The sequence below is a fragment of the Georgenia satyanarayanai genome (assembly GCF_009193135.1).
Classification (GTDB): domain Bacteria; phylum Actinomycetota; class Actinomycetes; order Actinomycetales; family Actinomycetaceae; genus Oceanitalea; species Oceanitalea satyanarayanai.
Genome location: NZ_VUKC01000002.1, coordinates 482,903 through 499,959, shown reverse-complemented (window position 1 = coordinate 499,959; position 17,057 = coordinate 482,903). Strand labels below are relative to the sequence as shown.

Sequence of the window (17,057 nt, the reverse complement as noted above, 5' to 3'; positions counted from 1 at the left end):
CGGGCGCCGCCGGGGCGGGCGCCGGCCGAGCGGGCGCCGGCGTGGCCGGCGCTCCCCCGCCGGCGGACAGGTGACGCTCGATGCGGTCGAGGCGGGCGGCGTGGCCGCGGGCGGCGTCGTCCGCGCCGGGCAGGAGCAGGCGCGCGCACATGAGCTCGAGCTGGAGGCGCGGGGAGGTGGCGCCGCTCATCTCGGTGAGGGCGTCGTTGACGAGGTCACCCGCGCGGGTGAGCTCGGCGGGCCCGAGCTGCTGGGACTGGATCTGCATGCGCTGGAACTGGTCCTCGGACAGCGAGCGCAGCACGGAGACGGCGTGCTCCCCCGACACGGCGATGACGACGAGGTCGCGGATCCGCTCGAGGAGGTCCTCGGCGAAGCGCCGCGGGTCGTGGCCGGAGTCGATGACGCGGTCGACGACGCGGAAGAGGCTCGCACCGTCGCGTGCGGCCAGGGCGTCCACGACGTCGTCGAGGAGCGTCGCGTGGGTGTAGCCGAGCAGGGCGACGGCGCGCTCGTAGCTGACCTCGCCGTCCTGGGCACCGGCGATGAGCTGGTCGAGCACCGACAGGGAGTCACGCACCGAGCCGCCACCCGCCCGGACGACGAGCGGGAGCACGCCCGTGGCCACCCGCACGCCCTCGGCCGTGCACAGCTCCTCGAGGTAGGACTGCAGCCGCTCCGGCGGCACGAGCCGGAAGGGGTAGTGGTGGGTGCGGGAGCGGATGGTCCCGATGACCTTCTCGGGCTCGGTCGTCGCGAAGACGAACTTCACGTGCGCGGGGGGCTCCTCGACGAGCTTGAGCAGGGCGTTGAAGCCCTGGCTCGTCACCATGTGGGCCTCGTCGATGATGAAGACCTTGTAGCGGTCGCGGGCGGGGGCGAAGGCCGCCCGCTCCCGCAGCTCGCGGGCGTCGTCGACGCCACCGTGCGAGGCGGCGTCCATCTCGACGACGTCGAGCGAGCCGGACCCTCCGCGGGCGAGGTCGACACAGCTGGGGCAGACACCGCACGGGGTGTCCGTCGGCCCCTCGGCGCAGTTGAGGCAGCGCGCGAAGATGCGCGCCGACGTCGTCTTGCCGCAGCCGCGGGGCCCGGAGAAGAGGTACGCGTGGGTGATGCGGTCCGACTGCAGCGCGGCCCGCAGCGGGTCGGTGACGTGTTCCTGCCCGATGACGTCCGCAAAGGTCTCGGGGCGGTAGCGGCGGTACAGGGCGGTGCTCACCCGACGACTCTAGGCGCCCCGGCCCCCTCCCCGCGCCCCCCTGTGAGGAGATGCAAGGACCCCCCGTGCACCCGCCAGAGCTCACCTGCCCTTGCTGCCTTCCGGCCCTGGGGGAGTTCAGTGAGGTGACGCCGCACGAGGGGTCACCACCGAGTCTAACGGACGGCGAGGGACGGTCCAGCCCGCCGCCGCGAGCGGGCCGCGAGTGAGGGATGGCGCACACCTGAGCACCGGCGGTTCGATCCAGGGCGGGTCCTCGGGTACTCTCGACGCGCCAGGAGGATTCGCCTAGTGGCCTATGGCGCACGCTTGGAAAGCGTGTTGGGTTAACGCCCTCGGGGGTTCGAATCCCCCATCCTCCGCAGCAGCAACGGGCCCGCCGACAACCGGCGGGCCCGTTCGCATCTCCCCGTCGGCGCGCTCGCGGCCTAGTATCGACGGGTGATCTTCAAGGCAGTCGGCGACGGCCGTCCCTACCCCGACCACGGAGTGGAGACCACCCGCGACTGGGCCGCGGTGGCACCGCGACAGGTCCGGCTGGACGAGCTCGTCACCACCAAGAGCGAGCTCGACCTGCGCCATCTCCTGGCGGAGGACTCCACCTTCTACGGCGACCTCTTCGCCCACGTCGTCTCCTGGCGCGGTGTCCTCTACCTCGAGGACGGCCTGCACCGGGCGCTGCGTGCGGCACTCCAGCAGCGCCTCCACGTCCACGCCCGGGTCCTCGAGCTGGACGTCGACGGGACGGTCCTGTCCGCCGGCTGACACCAGCTCGAGCGGCCCCGCCCCCGTGACGGGTTCACGCCCGACGGCGCCTACGCACTACCTTGGCCTCTGTGACGACTGACCCAGCCGAGGCCGCGCGCCGTCGTGCCGCCCGTCGCCGCCATCTCCAGCAGCGCCAGACCCTGATCTTCGGGATCCTCATCACCGCGATGCTCGCGGTGGCGCTGCTGGCCGCCGCGATGTGGGGCAACGTGATCCCCTCCCCGTTCACGCGTCCCTTCAGCGCCCCGGAGCCGACCGAGGCCGCGAGCGCGAGCGTCCCGTGCCCACCCGCCGACGCGCTGCCGGCCCCCTACGGTGAGATCACCGCGAACGTGTACAACGCGACGGACGAGACCGGCCTCGCCGCCCGCACGGCCAGCGGTCTCGCCCAGTACGGCGTCGTCATCTCCCAGGAGGCGAACTACGGCGGCAACCTCGAGGGCGTCGCCAACATCGTCAGCGGGCCGCGCGGGCTCCAGGCCGCCTACACCGTCGCCCAGATCGTGCCCGGCTCCACGGTGTCGCTCGACGGCCGCGACGACGCCACCATCGACGTCGTCCTCGGCGGCGCGTTCAGCGAGGTGCCCTCCCCCGAGGAGACGGCCGTGGACCCCGAGCAGCCGCTCGCCCCGCCGCCGGGCTGCACGCCCGTCACCGTCCCGAGCGACCCGGCCGAGGACGAGGAGGCGGCGGAGGGCTGAGCCGCTCCGCCGCCGCTCTGCGGGCTCAGGCCTCGCGTGCGGCGTCCGGCACCGAGGCCGGGCTCGCCGGCTCCGCGCTCGTCCCGCGCCACCGGGCCAGCGCCCGCATGACGTGGTAGACGCCGAGCGCCGCCGCGGTGCCGAGCGCGATCCCCTCGAAACGCAGGTCGCCGGCCACCCACGTGTAGTTCGCGATGCCGACGATGAGCGCGATGGCAGCCGTCGTGAGGTTGACCGGGTCGGAGAAGTCGACCTTGGCCTGCACCCAGATGCGCGCGCCGAGGACGCCGATCATCCCGTACAGGACGGTCGCGGCGCCGCCGAGGACGCCCGCGGGGACGGTGTTGATGAGCTCGCCGAACTTCGGGGACATGCTCAGCAGGAGGGCGACGGCGGCGGCGACCCCGTAGGCGGCGGTCGAGTAGACGCGGGTCGCGGCCATGACACCGATGTTCTCGGCGTACGTCGTCGTGCCGGAGCCGCCGCCGGCGCCGGCGAGCGTCGTGGCGAGGCCGTCGGCGAGGAGCGCACGGCCGGTGACGTCGTCGAGGTTCTCCCCGGTCATCGCGGCCACCGACTTCACGTGGCCGATGTTCTCGGCGACGAGGACGATGACGACGGGGACGAACAGGCCCAGGAGGGACAGGTCGAAGCTCGGCGCGGTGAAGGTCGGCAGCCCGAACAGGTCCGCCTCACCGACGCGCGTGAAGTCGACCTCGTCGCGCAGCACGGCGACGACGTAGCCGGCGAGGACGCCGACGAGGATGGCGAGCCGGCCGAGGATCCCGCGGAACAGCACCGTCACGAGGACGACGACGGCGATGGTCACCAGCGCCGTCGCCGGTGCCGTCGCCACGTTGCTCCAGGCGCTCGGCGCGAGGTTGAAGCCGATGAGGGCGACGACCGTTCCCGTGACGATCGGGGGCATGACGACGTCGATCCAGCGCGAGCCGGCGAAGTGGACGAGCAGCCCGACGAGGGCGAGGAGCACGCCGACGACGAGGATGCCGCCGAGCGCGGCGGACATGCCGCCCACCTGTGTCGCCGCGCCGATGGGGGCGATGAACGCGAAGCTCGACCCGAGGTAGCTGGGGACGCGGTTGCGGGTGATGACGAGGAACAGGACAGTGCCGACGGCGGAGAAGAAGAGCGTCGTCGAGGGCGGGAAGCCCGTGATGAGCGGGACGAGGAACGTCGCGCCGAACATCGCGACGACGTGCTGGGAGCCGATCCCGATGGTGCGCGGCCAGCTGAGCCGCTCGCGAGGGCCGACCACCTCGCCCGGTCCGACGCGGACCCCGTCCCCGTGAACTGTCCAGATCGCCATGTCCGTGCCCTTCGCCGCAGGTGTGTACGCCGCCGGGCAGAGTAGCGCCACCGCAGCCCCCGCCCCGCTCGTGTCCCAGCGTGCAATCCTTGACGCGTGGACGACGGTCAGTGGCGCGCACCGGGGCGGGACGACCGGGCGCCCGCCCCCGAGCCCCACGCCCGAGGCCCCGCACCGACGGGCGCGCCCTACGGGGGCGCACCGACGTCGTCACCGGGCGTGACGCCGTCGTCGTCCGCGTTCGGGACGACCGACCGGCACCGCGACCGGGTGCTCGGCGGGGCGGGGTACGACAGCCCCGCCTACCGCAACGACCCCGTCGCGGTCAGCGCGATGGTGCTCGGCGTTCTCGGGGTCGTCGTGCCGGGGCTGTGCCTGGCCGCGATCGCCCTCGGGCACCTGGGCCTGCACCGGCTGCGGGCGTCCTACGACGGCGGCCGCGGGCTTGCGGTGGCCGGCCTCGCCCTGGGGTACGCGATGACCGCAGTGTGGACAGGGCTGCTCCTGCTCTTCCTGTCGGCGCGGACACTGCTCTGAGCGAGCCGCGGCGCGCAGGTAGCCTGCGGACGTGAAGCCCTTCCTGCTGATCTCCACCCGCTCCGAGGACGACGCCGCCGACTCGGAGTACGCGTCGATGCTCGCGCTGGGCGGGCTCGCGGAGAGCGAGCTCGAGCGGCTGCGGCTCGAGGCGGAGCCGCTGCCGGACATCGACCTCGACGCCTACTCGGGCATCATCCTCGGCGGCAGCCCCTTCACCAGCTCGGTCCCCGACGAGCACAAGAGCGACACCCAGCGCCGCGTGGAGGCCGAGCTCAGCGGGCTGCTGGACGTGCTCGTCGAGCGCGACTTCCCGTTCTTCGGCGCCTGTTACGGCATCGGCACCCTGGCCCGGCACATCGGTGGGGTGCTCGACGGCACCTACGCCGAGCCGATCAGCGCCCCGGTCATCTCGCTGACCGACGAGGGCCGGTCCGACCCCGTCCTCGCCGGCCTGCCGACGTCGTTCCAGGCCTTCGTCGGCCACAAGGAGGCGTGCACGCACCTGCCGGAGAGCGCCGTCATCCTCGCGACGTCCGAGCACTGCCCGGTGCAGATGTTCCGGGTGGGCACCAACCTCTACGGCACCCAGTTCCACCCCGAGCTTACCCTCGAGGCGCTCGTCGAGCGGATGACCGTCTACCGGCACGCCGGTTACTTCGACCCCGACGACTTCGACGCCGTGCACCGCGAGGTCGCGGCCGCCGACGTCTCCGCGGCCGGCCGGGTGCTGACGAACTTCGTCCAGCGCTACGGGCACTGAGGAACGGCAACGGCCCGGGTTCCCCGCAGGGGACCCGGGCCGCGCTGGCGGTAGCGGTGGGATTTGAACCCACGGTGGCTTGCACCACACAGCATTTCGAGTGCTGCACCTTCGGCCGCTCGGACACGCTACCTCGGCGACCGAGTGTACCGGCCGGGCCGCCGAGCACCCAATCCCCGGCGCCCCGGCGCCCTGTGGGCCTCGCCTCAGGCAGGGCGCACCGGCGGGGCCGGGGTTAGCCTCGGCCGGGTGGACCCGCAACGCCCGCTCATCGTCGCCCCGCCGGCCGACGCCGCGCGCCCCGAGCCGGAGGACGTCCCGGCCGCGCTGGCGCCCGTCGTCGAGCTGCTGGCCGGGGCGAGGGTCGCGGCCCTCACCGGGGCGGGCCTGTCGACCGACTCGGGCGTGCCCGACTACCGCAGTCCGGGCTCCCCGCCGCGGCGGCCGATGACGCTGCAGGAGTTCCTCGCCACCGACGCCCACCGCCGCCACTACTGGGCGCGCAACCACCTCGGGTGGCGCTTCCTGCGCGACGTCACGCCCAACGCCGGCCACGCGGCGCTGGCACTCCTGGAGTACGCGGGCATCGTCAACGGGGTCATCACCCAGAACATCGATCTCCTCCACCTCAAGGCGGGCTCCCGCAACGTCGTCCACCTCCACGGTCGCTTCGACCAGGTCGTGTGCCGCGACTGCGGGCGCACCTTCTCCCGCGAGGCGCACGACCAGGCGCTCTCCGCCCTCAACCCGGGCTGGCGGGAACGGCACGTCGACGACGTCGAGGTGGCGCCGGACGCCGACGCCGCCCTCGAGAGCACGTCCGACTTTCGGGTGGCGCCCTGCCCCCGCTGCGGCGGCACGCTCATGCCCGACGTCGTCTTCTTCGGCGGCACGACGCCGCGGGAGCGGGTGGAGCACGCCCGGTCCATCGTCGAGGAGGCCGATGCGCTGCTCGTCGCCGGGTCGTCACTGGCGGTGATGTCCGGGCTGCGGTTCGTGCGCCAGGCCGCCAAGGCGGGCAAGCCGGTGGTCATCCTCACCCGCGGCGAGACGCGCGGCGACGACCTGGCGACCACGAAGGTCGAGGTCAGCACCACCGTCGCGCTGCCCTACCTCGCCCAGGCCCTCCGCCCCCGCTGACCTCCTCCTCCCCCACCCCCCACCCCACCGACAGCCGACTTACCGCCCACAGCCGAGTTGCCGAGTTGTCGCCCACAGCCGAGTTGTCGCCGACAGCCGAGTTACTGACGGTGCCGCACGCCGAGACGGCTATCACCTGCGGGGCGGGTTCAGGGAAGCTGCGCGGGCACCGGGGGCGAGAGGCCGTGTCGGTAAGTCGGCTGTCGGCGATAAGTCGGCTCTCGGCGGCAAGTCGGCTGTCGGCGGAGGGGAGGCTGGGAGGCTGGGAGGGCGGACGATCAGCGGCGGGCGGCGAAGAAGTCGCGCAGGAGCCGGGCTGAGCGCTCCTCCTCGACGCCACCGACCACCTCCGCGCGGTGGTTGAGCCGCGAGTCCCGCACGACGTCACGGACCGAGCCGCACGCGCCGGCCTTGGGGTCCCAGGCCCCGAACACGACCCGCTCGACACGTGAGAGCACGACAGCGCCGGCGCACATCGTGCACGGCTCGAGGGTGACGACGAGCGTGCACCCCTCGAGGCGGACGTCACCGGTGGCAGCAGCCGCCGCACGCAGCGCGACGATCTCGGCGTGGGCGGTGGGGTCGCGGTCGACCTCGCAGCGGTTGTGCGCCGTCGCGAGGACACGGCCGTCCCGGTCGAGGACGACGGCGCCGACCGGCACGTCACCGCCCGCGAGCGCCTGTTCGGCGAGCTCGAGGGCGGTGTTCATCGCCACGGTCCACGGTGCCACGGGTCCCATCCTGCACGTCGTCGCTCGCGCACCGGTACGTTCTACCCATGCGCCTGCACGTCGCGGACCACCCGCTCATCGCCCACAAGCTCACCGTCCTGCGTGACGAGCGCACGGAGTCGCCGACCTTCCGGCTGCTCGTCGACGAGCTCGTTACCCTCCTTGCCTACGAGGCGACCCGTGAGGTGGCGACCGAGCAGGTGGAGATCAGCACGCCGGTCGCGCGGACCACCGGCACGCACCTCGCGGCGCCGCGGCCGCTCGTGGTGCCGATCCTGCGCGCGGGCCTCGGGATGCTCGACGGTATGACCCGCCTGCTGCCCACCGCCGAGGTGGGCTTCCTCGGCATGCAGCGCGACGAGACGACCCTCGAGGCGATCACCTACGCCAACCGGCTGCCCGAGGACCTCAGTGGCCGCCAGGTCTTCGTCCTCGACCCCATGCTCGCGACCGGCAGCACACTCATCGCCGCGATCGAGTACCTCCTGGCGCGGGGCGCCCGCGACGTGACGGCCATCTGCCTGCTCGTCGCGCCCGAGGGCCTGCGCACGGTCGAGCAGGCGGTCGGCTCGCGCGGTGAGGTCAAGATCGTCACCGCCGCCGTCGACGAGCGTCTGGACGAGAACGCCTACATCGTTCCCGGCCTCGGTGACGCGGGCGACCGCCTCTACGGCGTGGTCTGAGCCGCTTCCTCCTGCCTTCTCGACTGTGCGGACCAGAGCGGGCGCGACGCCCGTGTGACCCCTGTTGCCGCTGTGACTGATGTGACATATGTGGTCGGCGGGTCTAGCCTGTGCGAGGACACATGGCTCGACGGCCCGCTGCACCCTCCCGCCGTCGACGCCTCGGCTAGTGGTGGGCAGGGGCGTGGTCGTGCGCAGGCGGTGGAGGATCCCTCGTGGCACCTGACGCCCAGGCACCGACCGGCGCACGCCGTTCGCGGCGCACCGCCCCACGTGCGGCTGCCGTCGCCGCGTCCTTCGTCCTCACCCTCACGGTGCTCGCGAGCACCGTGACCGCCGCACCGATGCTGCCCGCCTGGGTCCTCCTCCCGCTCGAGGCCAGCGGCATGCCGGCGCACATGACCGGCGGCACCATCGTGACGACGACGCCGGAGCGCGCGGACATCACGATCTCCCTCGCCGACCACGCCGCCCAGGAGCGCGTCGCCGAGGCCGCGCTGGCCGCGGCCGCCGATGTCACCAAGGCCCGCACCGGGTCCCTCGCCTCCCGCGCGCAGCGGCCCGAGAAGGCCGCGCCCGCGGTCGTCATGAACGAGAGCCCGGTCTCGACGCCCGGCGGGGACAGCCCCGTCCTCGTGCCCGACGCCGGTGAGGAGACCCTCCCCGAGCCGGAGCCGACCACCGCCCCGGCGCCCGAGCCCGAGGTGACCGAGGAGCCGGAGCCCGAGCCGGTCGACGAGCTCACGGAGCCGGCGCCCGAGCCGGTCGAGCCCGAGCCCGTCGAGGAGCCCACCGTCGAGGTGCCGGCCGCGGCCGAGCCGGCGCCCGCGCCGGAGGCATCGGCCGAGGAGCCCACGCCGGAGCAGAGCGCCACGCCGAGCCCGAGCCCGTCGGCGAGCCCGTCGCCGAGCCCGACCCCGTCAGCCAGCCCGGCACCGAGCCCTTCGGCCAGCCCGACGCCGACGCCGACGCCCTCGGCGTCCGCGACGCCGAGGCCCACCCCGACCCCGACGCCGCGGCCCACGCCGACCCCCACGCCCACCCCGACCCCGCGGCCCACGCCGACCCCGACCCCGACCCCCGCGCCGACGGAGCCGGCCGGCACGTGCTCGGTCTCGTCGGCGCGCAGCTCCCTCTTCTCGCTCATCAACACCTTCCGAGCCGCGAACGGGCTCGGGCCGCTGGAGTACAGCACCCACCTGCAGAACGTCGCGCAGGGCTGGGCCGACCGGCTGCGCACGATCAACGCGGTGCAGCACAACCCGAACTACCGCGCCCAGGTGGGCTGGCCCCGCGCGAGCGAGCTCGTCGTGCGCAACACCGGCGGCGCGTCCATGGAGTGCGCCACGCTCTTCACCTGGATGCACACGTGGTGGACGAACTCCGACGGACACCGCCCGTGGATGCTCGACCGGGAGTACACCCACGTCGGCTACGGCTTCACCTACAGCACCACCGGCGTCCCCTACGCCGTCACCATCCTCGGCAAGCAGCCCTGAGCCACTAGCGCACCTGGAAGTCCTGCTCGCCCTGGGGCTCCTCGACGCGCACGTCGACGTCCTCGACCCGCGCAGCGGGCGGGCCCTGGTGCAGCCAGCGCAGCACCTGGTCGACGGCGGCGTCCTCACCCTCGAGCGTCGCCTCGAGCCGCCCGTCGGGCAGGTTGCGCACCCAGCCGGCCACACCGGCACGCTCGGCCTGCGCGGCGCAGGCCATCCGGAATCCCACGCCCTGGACCCGGCCGGTGACGGTCACGTAGCAGCGCCGCATCTCACTCCTCCTCGGCAAGCACCTCGGCGGTCTGGCCGACGACGCCGACCATCCACCCGGCGTCGGGTACCGCGGCCACGTCCGTCGCCGCGATCTGGACGACGACGGCGTAACCCTCGCCGTCCGCCGACCCCAGGTACCACGAGCCTGCCATCTCCCCGGGCGCGCTGCCGCCCTTGAAGCCGACGTAGTCCCACCCCTGGGGGACGTCGATCCCGGGGTTGAGGGCGAGGATGCCGGTCACCGTCTCGTCGCCGGTCTCCTGCAGGGCCGCGTGCGCCCGGCACAGGTCCTGCGCCGTGGCGAACCAGTCGAGGTCGTCGGGCCACACGACGTCCTGGGCGAGCGCAGGGTCGAGGGCCACCTCGCCGTCCGGGAGCCCGGCGAGGATCTCCTCGCGCCCAGCGGTGTCGGCCGCGGCCCACCTCTCACGCACGCCGGCGTCGGTGAAGGCGAGCTGGAACAGCTCGCGGGTGGTGACGAACGGGGTGAGCAGCGCGGGGTCGTGGTGGCCCAGCCGCTCGGCCGCGGCGAGCACGGACTCACGCCCGACGGCGTCGACGAGGAGGTCGGTGGCCGTGTTGTCGCTGATCGAGATCATGAGCTCGGCGGCCTCACGGACACTCACCTCGTGACCGGCGGGCTCCCCCTGGAGGACGCCGGAGGGCAGCGAGCGCAGGTCGTCGGTGAGGGTGAGGTTGTCCTCCCAGGTCAGCGCGCCGTCCGCGACGGCCTGGCGGACGGCGTCGAGGACGTAGAGCTTGACGATCGAGCCGATCGGGCGCGCGGCGTCGGACTCCCGCTCGAGCAGCGGCTCGCACGTGGCGCCGTCGGCGACGAGGACGGAGGTCTCGGCGTCGAGGCCGGCGAGCGCGGCGTCGAGGTCCGTGAGGGACGTGACGTCCGGGACGGCGCGGGTCGCCTCGAAGAACAGCGTGGCCATCCGACCGTCCGGCTCGGTGGCGATGTGGAGGAGGGAGCGGCCATCCGCCGCGGCCAGGGGCAGCCGGGCGGCGTCCTCGGTCCCGTCGTACCCCTCGACGGTGTAGGGCCCGCCCGCCCGCAGCTGGGCGAAGACGGCCCCGACCTGCTCCGCGGGCACCTCCGCGAGGAAGGTGTCCCCGAAGCGCTCCTGCGCCTCCTCAGCGCTCGGCCCCACGTCGGCGGCGATCTGCTCGAGCACCCACGCCGCGGCCTGGCCCGCCCGGGTGTCCGGCAGGGTCACGCCGTCGGCGAGGCTCACCTCCGCGGCGGGCGTAGGCGACGTGGACGACGGCGGCGCGTCCTGCGGCTCCTGCGCCTCGCTGCACGCACCGATGAGCAGCAGCGACACGAACGCCACCGCCCCGACCTGTCGTCTCCCCCGCGGCATGGGCACGATCCTCCCAGACGTCGGCCTCCCGCCTGGGAGGATGCGGCCATGTCGACCCGCCTCTCCCCGCCCGCCCCCGACGTCCTCGGTGAGCGGTGGGTGCAGCGCCGCATCGCCCTGCGCCCCTCCCCCGGCTACGACGGGCAGCCCGAGGCCGTGCTCGTCCACCGGCGCGAGACGACGAGCCGGCAGGCCGTGCTCTACCTCCACGGCTTCACCGACTACTTCTTCCAGGCCGCCCACGCCGAGCGCTGGGTGGCGGGCGGTCTCGACTTCTACGCCCTGGACCTGCGAATGAACGGGCGCGCCCTCGGCGAGCGCACCCGGCCGGGGGATGTGCGTGACCTGCGCGACCACGACGAGGAGATCGCCGTCGCGCTCGACGCGATCCGCGCCGACGGGCACGACCAGGTCGTCCTCCTCGGCCACTCCACCGGCGGCCTCATCGCCGTGGGCTGGGCCGACCGCCACCCCGGACAGGTGGACGCGATCGTCCTCAACAGCCCGTGGCTGGAGCACAACGGGCCGTGGGCGGAGCGGGTCCTCCTCACCCGGCTCATCCGCCTGCTCGCCCGGTGGTTGCCGAGCGTCGTCGTCAGCCATCTCGACGAGCCGTACGGGCGGTGGTTGCGTGAGCAGGGGTGGGACTACGACCTCGCGTGGAAGCCCGTCGAGGGCTTCCCGATGCGCGCCGGGACGGCCGCCAGCGTGCGCCGCGAGCACGCCCGCGTGGCGCGGGGGCTGGCGGTCGACGTGCCGGTCCTGCTGTGCTGCTCGACCCGGTCCGGCTCGCCGTCCTCCCCGTCCGAGGAGGAGCTGCGGAGCGCCGACTGCGTCCTCGACGTGCGGCACATGGTCGACCGCGCCCCCCGCCTGGGCCCGGACGTGAGCGTCGTCCAGGTCGACGGCGGGGTCCACGACCTCGCGCTGTCCCCGGAACCGGCGCGCGCGACCTACGAGCGCACCGCCGTCGAGTGGGCGACGGCGCAGCTCGCAGCCGCCCGGGACCGCTAGCTCGCCTTGCGGGCCGGTCCCTCGTCCTCGCCGGTCCCGGCGTCGTCGGCGGACAGCTCGCTCCTGACGTCCTCGACGGCACGCTTGACCTCGAGGTCGACCGTGTCGCGCAGCGTCGAACCGCGCATGAGGACCGCCGCGACGAGAGCGATGACGGCGAGGACGCCCATGATGAGGAAGATGAGGTCCATGCCGTCGCCGTAGGCGCTGCGGACGACCGACTCGACCTCGTCCGGCAGCGCCGCGACGTCGAGGTTGCCGCCCCCGCCGGCCATGGCGTCGGCCGGGATGCCCGCCGCGGCGAGCCGGGACACGAGCAGGGTGGAGATGTGCGCGGAGAGCACCGCGCCGAGCACCTGGACCCCGATCGCGCCGCCGAGCGAGCGGAAGAAGGCGACGGCGGAGCTCGCCGCGCCCATGTCCTTGAGCGCGACCGTGTTCTGGACCGCCAGGACGAGGTTCTGCATCGAGGCGCCCTGGCCGATCCCTATGAGCGCGAGGTAGATGCCCAGCACCCACAGGGGCGTCGACACCCCGATCGTCGCCATGAGCATGACGCCGACGGCCTGGATCGCGATGCCGCCGACGACGTAGCGCTTCCACGTGCCGCCCGAGCTGACGAGCCGGCCGGCGATGGTCGAGGAGACGAAGACCCCGAGCATCATCGGCACCATGAGCAGGCCCGACTCCGTGGGTCCGTAGCCGCGACCGATCTGGAAGTACTGGCCGAGGAAGACCGGGGCCGCGAACATCACGGTGCCGACGGCGAAGCTCGCGACGATGCTCAGGGCGGTCGTGCGCTCGGTGAGGATCCACATCGGCACGACGGGCTCGGCGGCCCTCAGCTCGACGAGGACGAAGGCGACCGTCCCGAGGACCGCGCCACCGACCATGGCGGCGGACTGCCACGACACCCACGCGAAGCTCGTGTCGACGAAGGACAGCCACAGCAGGAGAAGGGTGACGGACAGGACGATGAGGGCCGAGCCCCAGTAGTCGATCGAGGGCTTGCGGCGCGTGCTCGCCGGGACGTGGAGGCGCCGGTGCAGGACCCAGATCGCGACGAGCGAGAACGGGATCGCGCTCCAGTAGCACCAGCGCCACCCCAGCCACGGGGTGTCGACGATGACGCCGCCGATGAGCGGCCCGGAGACGGTGGCCACCGCCATGACGGCGCCCATGTAGCCGTTGTACCGCCCGCGCTCACGCGGGGAGATGATCGTGGCGATCGTCGTCTGGACGAGGGCCATCTGCGCGCCCATGCCCACGCCCTGGATGACGCGGTAGGCGATGAGGGTGTTCGCGCTCTGCGCCGACCCGGCGAGCAGCGACCCGACGCTGAACAGCCCGATCGCGAGCAGGAGGAGCTTCTTCTTGTCGAAGAGGTCGGCGAGCTTGCCGAAGATCGGGGTGCTCGCCGTGGAGGCGAGGAGGGCCGCGGTGACGATCCACGTGTACTGCAGCTGCGTGCCACCGAGGTCGGCGATGATGACCGGCAGCGCGTTGCCGACGATCGTGCCGGAGAGCATGGCGACGAACAGCGCGAGCAGCAGGCCGGTGAAGACCTTCATGATCTCCCGGTGCTTGGCCTCCTCCTCCACCGAGCGACGGCGGCCGGGGGCCCAGTCGGGCAGCGCCATCAGCGCGTCACCTCCTGCGTCGCGTCGAGAAAGCGAGCCACCGTGCCGAGCACCTCGGAGAGGCCGGCGACGTCGTCCTCCTCCCAGTCCCCGAGGGCGGACTCCAGGTGACGGCGGCGCAGCCGGCGCACCTCGCCGAGGGCCTCCTCACCCTTGGGGGTGAGCCGGACGAGCGCGGCGCGCGCGTCGGCGGGGTCCTGCCGGCGTTCGATACTGCCGTCCTGCTCGAGCGGGTTGACGTGCCGGCTCACCACGGAGGGGTCGACGAGCAGCTCCTCGGCCAGCTCCGCGATACGGCACTCGCCGAGACGGGCGAGGACGGCGAGGACGGCCACCTGCGAGGCCGGCCGGCCGGACTCACGGGCGAGGCGCACGGTGAGGTTGCGGTGCCGGCGGGTGAGGTCGGCCAGGGCGTCGATGAGCCCTTCGAGGGCGTCGTGCTGAGGAGCGGTCACGATGCCCCACGGTAACCCTTACATGCAGCATGCATCTATACGGGAGCGCGGTGAGGTCAGCCACGTCCGAGGTTCCCCCGCCCTGGTCCCGCACCAGCCCCGCCCGCACCACCCCGGGAGCGAGGGGCACGGGGGTGAGGGCCCGTGGGAGGTGGGCGGTGCTAGTGGCTGCGGAGGGCCTTGATGAGGTCGTCCTTGTTCATGCTCGAGCGGCCCTCGATACCGATCTCCCGGGCGCGGTCCTGCAGCTCGTCGACCGTCCAGTCCTCGTACGACCCCGACTGCCCGCCCTTCTCCCCCACCTCGCTGCGCGAGCTGTTCGCCGCGGCGTTGGCGATGCGGGCGGACTTCTCCTTGGAGTTCCCCTCGTCCCGGAGGGACTCGTAGAGCTCGGCGTCCTTGACGCTGGGGCCGGGGTCCTGCTTGCCGGGCATGTGCCGCCTCCTTCTCGTCGGGGCTCCCAGCATCCGCCGGGGCCGCCGGCCGTGCATCCGCAGCGTCCACCCCTCGGTGGACTCGTCCTCCACCTGGGAGGGGACGGCGACGACGGCGGATCAGTCCGCCGCCCGACGCGCCGCCGGCCCCACCGGCCGGAGGCTGGACCCATGACCGCCCACACCTTCGCCCCGCCACCGACCACCCCCGTCGCGGCGCCGGTCCTCAGCGCCCGCGGGCTCACCAAGACCTACGGGATGACGACGGCGCTCGCCGGCGTCGACGTCGACCTCCGGGCCGGCGAGTCGGTCGCCATCATGGGCGCGTCCGGCTCCGGCAAGACGACCCTGCTCCACTGCCTCGCGGGGATCGTGCGGCCGAGCAGCGGGCGCGTCCTGCTCTCCACGAGCCACGGACCCGTCGTCGTCAGCTCGCTGTCGGACGCCGAGCGCTCCCGGCTGCGCCGCGAGCGTCTCGGTTTCGTCTTCCAGGAGGGCCTGCTCATCCCCGAGCTCACCGCCGTGGAGAACGTCGCGCTCGCGCTCATGCTCCAGGGCGTGGCACGGCCCGCCGCCGAGCACCACGCCGCCCTGTGGCTGCGGTACCTCGGCCTGGCCGGGATGGAGCAGCGCCGCATCGGGCAGCTCTCCGGCGGGCAGGCCCAGCGGGTGGCGATCGCCCGGGCCCAGGTGACCGGCGCCGAGGTCGTCTTCGCCGACGAGCCGACCGGCGCTCTCGACAGCGACACCTCCCGCGAGGTCATGCAGGCGCTCCTCCACGCGACCGTCGCCGGTGGACGCACGCTCGTCGTCGTCACGCACGACGAGACCGTCGCGGCACAGTGCTCGCGGGTGCTGCGGCTGCGTGACGGCCTCGTCGTCGGGGACGCCCGCTCATGAGCACGACGACGGGCCCCTCCCCCACGGCCACACAGACTCCTCCCCCACCACCGGCCGGCGGCAGCAGCCGCGCGGTGACGCCGATCAGCCTGCTGCTCGCCCGCCGGGGCAGTGCCCGCTCCGCGGTACTCCTCCTCCCGGTCGTCGCCTTCGCCGTGACGACGACGCTGCTCCTCGTCGTCCTCGCCGGCGCCCTGTCCTTCCTGCGCTGGGAGGACGACTACGGAGTCACCTACCAGCTCCTCGCGGCCCTCGCCGTCGTCCTCCTCGTCGTCCCCCTCGCCTCGCTCGGCGGTGCGGCGGCCCGGCTCTCCGCCCGGCGTCGGGACGACCGGCTCGCCACACTGCGGCTCCTCGGCGCGACGACGGCGACCGTCGCCCGCATGACCGTCCTCGAGGCGGCGGCCGTCGCGCTCACCGGCGCCGTCGCCGGTGTCGTCGGGTACCTCGTGCTCGCCCCCTTCGTCCAGCTCATCCACTTCCGGGGCGAGCCGATCGGCAGTGCCTTCTGGCTGACACCGTGGGTCGTCGCCCTCGCGGTCGCCGCCGTCGTCCTCCTCGCCGCCGGGAGCGCCGTCGTCGGGCTGCGGCAGGTGAGCATCTCCCCGCTCGGTGTCCGGCGCCGGACCGACGCCCCGAAGGTCGGGTGGCTGCGCGCCGCCGTCGGCGTCGCAGTCATCGCCGTCGCCGCCGTCACCATGCAGGGCAGCTACGCCGACCTCGCCGTCCTCGTCGCCGTCGTCCTCGGCGGCTTCGGGGCGGTGCTCGCCGTGCTCAACCTGCTCGGCCCGTGGGTCGTGGGGGTGCTCGCCCGACGCCAGGTGCGCCGCGCGCAGGGCCCGGCGGAGCTACTCGCCGCGCGGAGCATGGCGCAGTCACCCAAGGCGGTGTGGCGCCAGGTCAGCGGTGTCGTCATGGCGTGCTTCATCGCCGTCGTCGCCGGCAGCGGGGTCGCGGTCATGGGGATGACGAACGACATGGGCAGCCGCGACGACCGGCTCCTCCTCGTGGACGTCCAGACGGGCATCGTCGTCACGCTCGTCGCGACTTTCCTCATGGTCGCTGCCTCGGCCGGGGTCACCCAGGCCGCCGAGGTCCTCGACCGCGCCGACCTCTACCGCAGCCTCGACCGGCTCGGCATGCCGGAGGCGACGATGGTGACGGCGCAGCGCCGCACGGTGATGAAGCCGCTGCTCGTCGTCACGACGATCTCGGTGGCGGCCTCCGGCACGCTCGTGCTCCCGCTCGTCGGCATCGCCGTCGTCACCGCGCCGGCCTCCGTCCTCGTCGTCGCCGCGAGCATCGTCGGCGGGGTCGGTCTCGTCCGCCTCGGGATCACGACGTCACAGGCGGTGCTCCGCAGCGTCCTGGCCGAGGGGAGGTCGTGATGGTCCCCGTCCCGGTCCCGCTGGAGGAGGCAGAGGCGCGGCTGCGGCGCGCGCTCGTGCTGCTGGCGCTCTTCGTCCTGGGCTGTGCGGTGGTCGCGGCCGTTGCGGCCGTGGGCCTGGGGGCGGTGTGGCAGGGCCTGCACGCCTGGGTGTTCGCGCGGGTGTCGGGCGACGCGCTGGGCTGAGCGGCGCCCACGGGCCACCCGACCCAC

19 protein-coding genes, 2 tRNA genes and 1 other RNA gene are annotated in these 17,057 nt (G+C 73.6%); 12 read left to right on the top strand and 10 right to left on the bottom strand.

The features are described 5' to 3' along the window. Window positions 1–1,222, bottom strand: a 1,222-nt coding sequence (locus GD632_RS04845; protein ID WP_152189264.1) for a DNA polymerase III subunit gamma and tau, incomplete at its 3' end; no start/stop codon positions are given. A gap of 51 nt (window positions 1,223–1,273) precedes the next feature. Continuing rightward, window positions 1,274–1,370, bottom strand: an RNA gene (gene ffs / locus GD632_RS04840) — signal recognition particle sRNA small type. Between the two features lie 129 nt (window positions 1,371–1,499). Here ffs and GD632_RS04835 point away from each other — a divergent pair. The 3 genes from GD632_RS04835 (at window position 1,500) to GD632_RS04825 (ending at window position 2,691) form a co-directional block, all read left to right on the top strand. Further along, window positions 1,500–1,584 (top strand) — tRNA-Ser (locus GD632_RS04835). 79 nt (window positions 1,585–1,663) lie between these two features. After that, on the top strand, window positions 1,664–1,987 hold the full coding sequence (locus tag GD632_RS04830; protein WP_152189262.1) for a type II toxin-antitoxin system VapB family antitoxin: 324 nt from the start codon (window positions 1,664–1,666) through the stop codon (window positions 1,985–1,987). 71 nt (window positions 1,988–2,058) lie between these two features. Next, window positions 2,059–2,691 carry a LytR C-terminal domain-containing protein gene (locus tag GD632_RS04825; RefSeq protein ID WP_152189260.1) on the top strand — a complete coding sequence of 211 codons (633 nt, stop codon included), beginning with the start codon at window positions 2,059–2,061 and terminating at the stop codon, window positions 2,689–2,691. Window positions 2,692–2,716: 25 nt separating this feature from the next. Here the strand turns inward: GD632_RS04825 and GD632_RS04820 are convergent, their stop codons facing one another. Continuing rightward, window positions 2,717–4,018 (bottom strand): uracil-xanthine permease family protein, encoded by a 1,302-nt coding sequence (locus GD632_RS04820; RefSeq protein ID WP_152189258.1) that lies wholly within the window; start codon window positions 4,016–4,018, stop codon window positions 2,717–2,719. 96 nt (window positions 4,019–4,114) lie between these two features. On the opposite strand from GD632_RS04820, the gene GD632_RS04815 reads away from it, so the two are divergent. Both GD632_RS04815 and GD632_RS04810 read left to right on the top strand, forming a co-directional pair. After that, complete coding sequence (locus GD632_RS04815; RefSeq protein ID WP_152189256.1) at window positions 4,115–4,555, top strand: DUF4190 domain-containing protein; 441 nt, start codon at window positions 4,115–4,117, stop codon at window positions 4,553–4,555. A 31-nt stretch (window positions 4,556–4,586) separates the two neighbouring features. Further along, window positions 4,587–5,318 carry a glutamine amidotransferase gene (locus GD632_RS04810; protein WP_152189254.1) on the top strand — a complete coding sequence of 244 codons (732 nt, stop codon included), beginning with the start codon at window positions 4,587–4,589 and terminating at the stop codon, window positions 5,316–5,318. A gap of 45 nt (window positions 5,319–5,363) precedes the next feature. On the opposite strand, the gene GD632_RS04805 is transcribed toward GD632_RS04810, so the two are convergent. Then, window positions 5,364–5,451, bottom strand: a tRNA-Ser gene (locus GD632_RS04805). A 116-nt stretch (window positions 5,452–5,567) separates the two neighbouring features. Here GD632_RS04805 and GD632_RS04800 point away from each other — a divergent pair. Next, window positions 5,568–6,458, top strand: coding sequence for a Sir2 family NAD-dependent protein deacetylase (locus GD632_RS04800; RefSeq protein WP_152189253.1), 891 nt, complete (start codon window positions 5,568–5,570; stop codon window positions 6,456–6,458). A 278-nt stretch (window positions 6,459–6,736) separates the two neighbouring features. Here the strand turns inward: GD632_RS04800 and GD632_RS04795 are convergent, their stop codons facing one another. Continuing rightward, window positions 6,737–7,198, bottom strand: coding sequence for a nucleoside deaminase (locus GD632_RS04795; RefSeq protein ID WP_405002519.1), 462 nt, complete (start codon window positions 7,196–7,198; stop codon window positions 6,737–6,739). Window positions 7,199–7,236: 38 nt separating this feature from the next. On the opposite strand from GD632_RS04795, the gene upp reads away from it, so the two are divergent. Together upp and GD632_RS15905 are read left to right on the top strand one after the other, a co-directional pair. Further along, window positions 7,237–7,872: a uracil phosphoribosyltransferase gene (upp, locus tag GD632_RS04790; RefSeq protein ID WP_152189251.1), complete on the top strand. Its 636-nt coding sequence runs from the start codon at window positions 7,237–7,239 to the stop codon at window positions 7,870–7,872. Window positions 7,873–8,087: 215 nt separating this feature from the next. Then, window positions 8,088–9,371 carry a CAP domain-containing protein gene (locus GD632_RS15905; protein WP_193311343.1) on the top strand — a complete coding sequence of 428 codons (1,284 nt, stop codon included), beginning with the start codon at window positions 8,088–8,090 and terminating at the stop codon, window positions 9,369–9,371. Window positions 9,372–9,375: 4 nt separating this feature from the next. Here GD632_RS15905 and GD632_RS04770 read toward each other — a convergent pair whose 3' ends face one another. Together GD632_RS04770 and GD632_RS04765 are read right to left on the bottom strand one after the other, a co-directional pair. Beyond that, on the bottom strand, window positions 9,376–9,642 hold the full coding sequence (locus tag GD632_RS04770; RefSeq protein ID WP_152189249.1) for an acylphosphatase: 267 nt from the start codon (window positions 9,640–9,642) through the stop codon (window positions 9,376–9,378). 1 nt (window position 9,643) lies between these two features. Beyond that, window positions 9,644–10,984 carry a serine hydrolase gene (locus tag GD632_RS04765; RefSeq protein ID WP_193311342.1) on the bottom strand — a complete coding sequence of 447 codons (1,341 nt, stop codon included), beginning with the start codon at window positions 10,982–10,984 and terminating at the stop codon, window positions 9,644–9,646. 78 nt (window positions 10,985–11,062) lie between these two features. Here GD632_RS04765 and GD632_RS04760 point away from each other — a divergent pair, with 78 nt between their 5' ends. Further along, window positions 11,063–12,028, top strand: a complete 966-nt coding sequence (locus GD632_RS04760; protein WP_152189244.1) for an alpha/beta hydrolase — start codon at window positions 11,063–11,065, stop codon at window positions 12,026–12,028. On the opposite strand, the gene GD632_RS04755 is transcribed toward GD632_RS04760, so the two are convergent. The 3 genes from GD632_RS04755 to GD632_RS04745 all read right to left on the bottom strand — a co-directional run bounded on the left by GD632_RS04755 (window position 12,025) and on the right by GD632_RS04745 (window position 14,557). Next, entirely contained in the window at window positions 12,025–13,668 is a 1,644-nt protein-coding gene (locus tag GD632_RS04755; protein ID WP_152189242.1) for an MDR family MFS transporter, read from the bottom strand. The two genes, GD632_RS04760 and GD632_RS04755, sit on opposite strands and share 4 nt — an antisense overlap. Beyond that, window positions 13,668–14,123, bottom strand: coding sequence for a MarR family winged helix-turn-helix transcriptional regulator (locus GD632_RS04750; RefSeq protein WP_193311341.1), 456 nt, complete (start codon window positions 14,121–14,123; stop codon window positions 13,668–13,670). Before GD632_RS04750 ends, GD632_RS04755 begins: the two co-directional genes overlap by 1 nt. 161 nt (window positions 14,124–14,284) lie before the next feature. Beyond that, the gene (locus GD632_RS04745; RefSeq protein ID WP_152189238.1) at window positions 14,285–14,557 is read right to left on the bottom strand and encodes a DUF7218 family protein; all 273 of its coding nucleotides are present in this window, start codon (window positions 14,555–14,557) and stop codon (window positions 14,285–14,287) included. A 171-nt stretch (window positions 14,558–14,728) separates the two neighbouring features. On the opposite strand from GD632_RS04745, the gene GD632_RS04740 reads away from it, so the two are divergent. From GD632_RS04740 to GD632_RS04730, 3 genes are all read left to right on the top strand, one after another. Continuing rightward, complete coding sequence (locus GD632_RS04740; protein ID WP_152189236.1) at window positions 14,729–15,457, top strand: ABC transporter ATP-binding protein; 729 nt, start codon at window positions 14,729–14,731, stop codon at window positions 15,455–15,457. Between the two features lie 74 nt (window positions 15,458–15,531). Next, window positions 15,532–16,845 (top strand): FtsX-like permease family protein, encoded by a 1,314-nt coding sequence (locus GD632_RS04735; protein WP_226924581.1) that lies wholly within the window; start codon window positions 15,532–15,534, stop codon window positions 16,843–16,845. After that, window positions 16,845–17,030 carry a hypothetical protein gene (locus GD632_RS04730; protein WP_152189232.1) on the top strand — a complete coding sequence of 62 codons (186 nt, stop codon included), beginning with the start codon at window positions 16,845–16,847 and terminating at the stop codon, window positions 17,028–17,030. The genes GD632_RS04735 and GD632_RS04730 overlap by 1 nt, the downstream gene beginning before the upstream one ends. The last annotated feature ends 27 nt before the right edge of the window (window positions 17,031–17,057 follow it).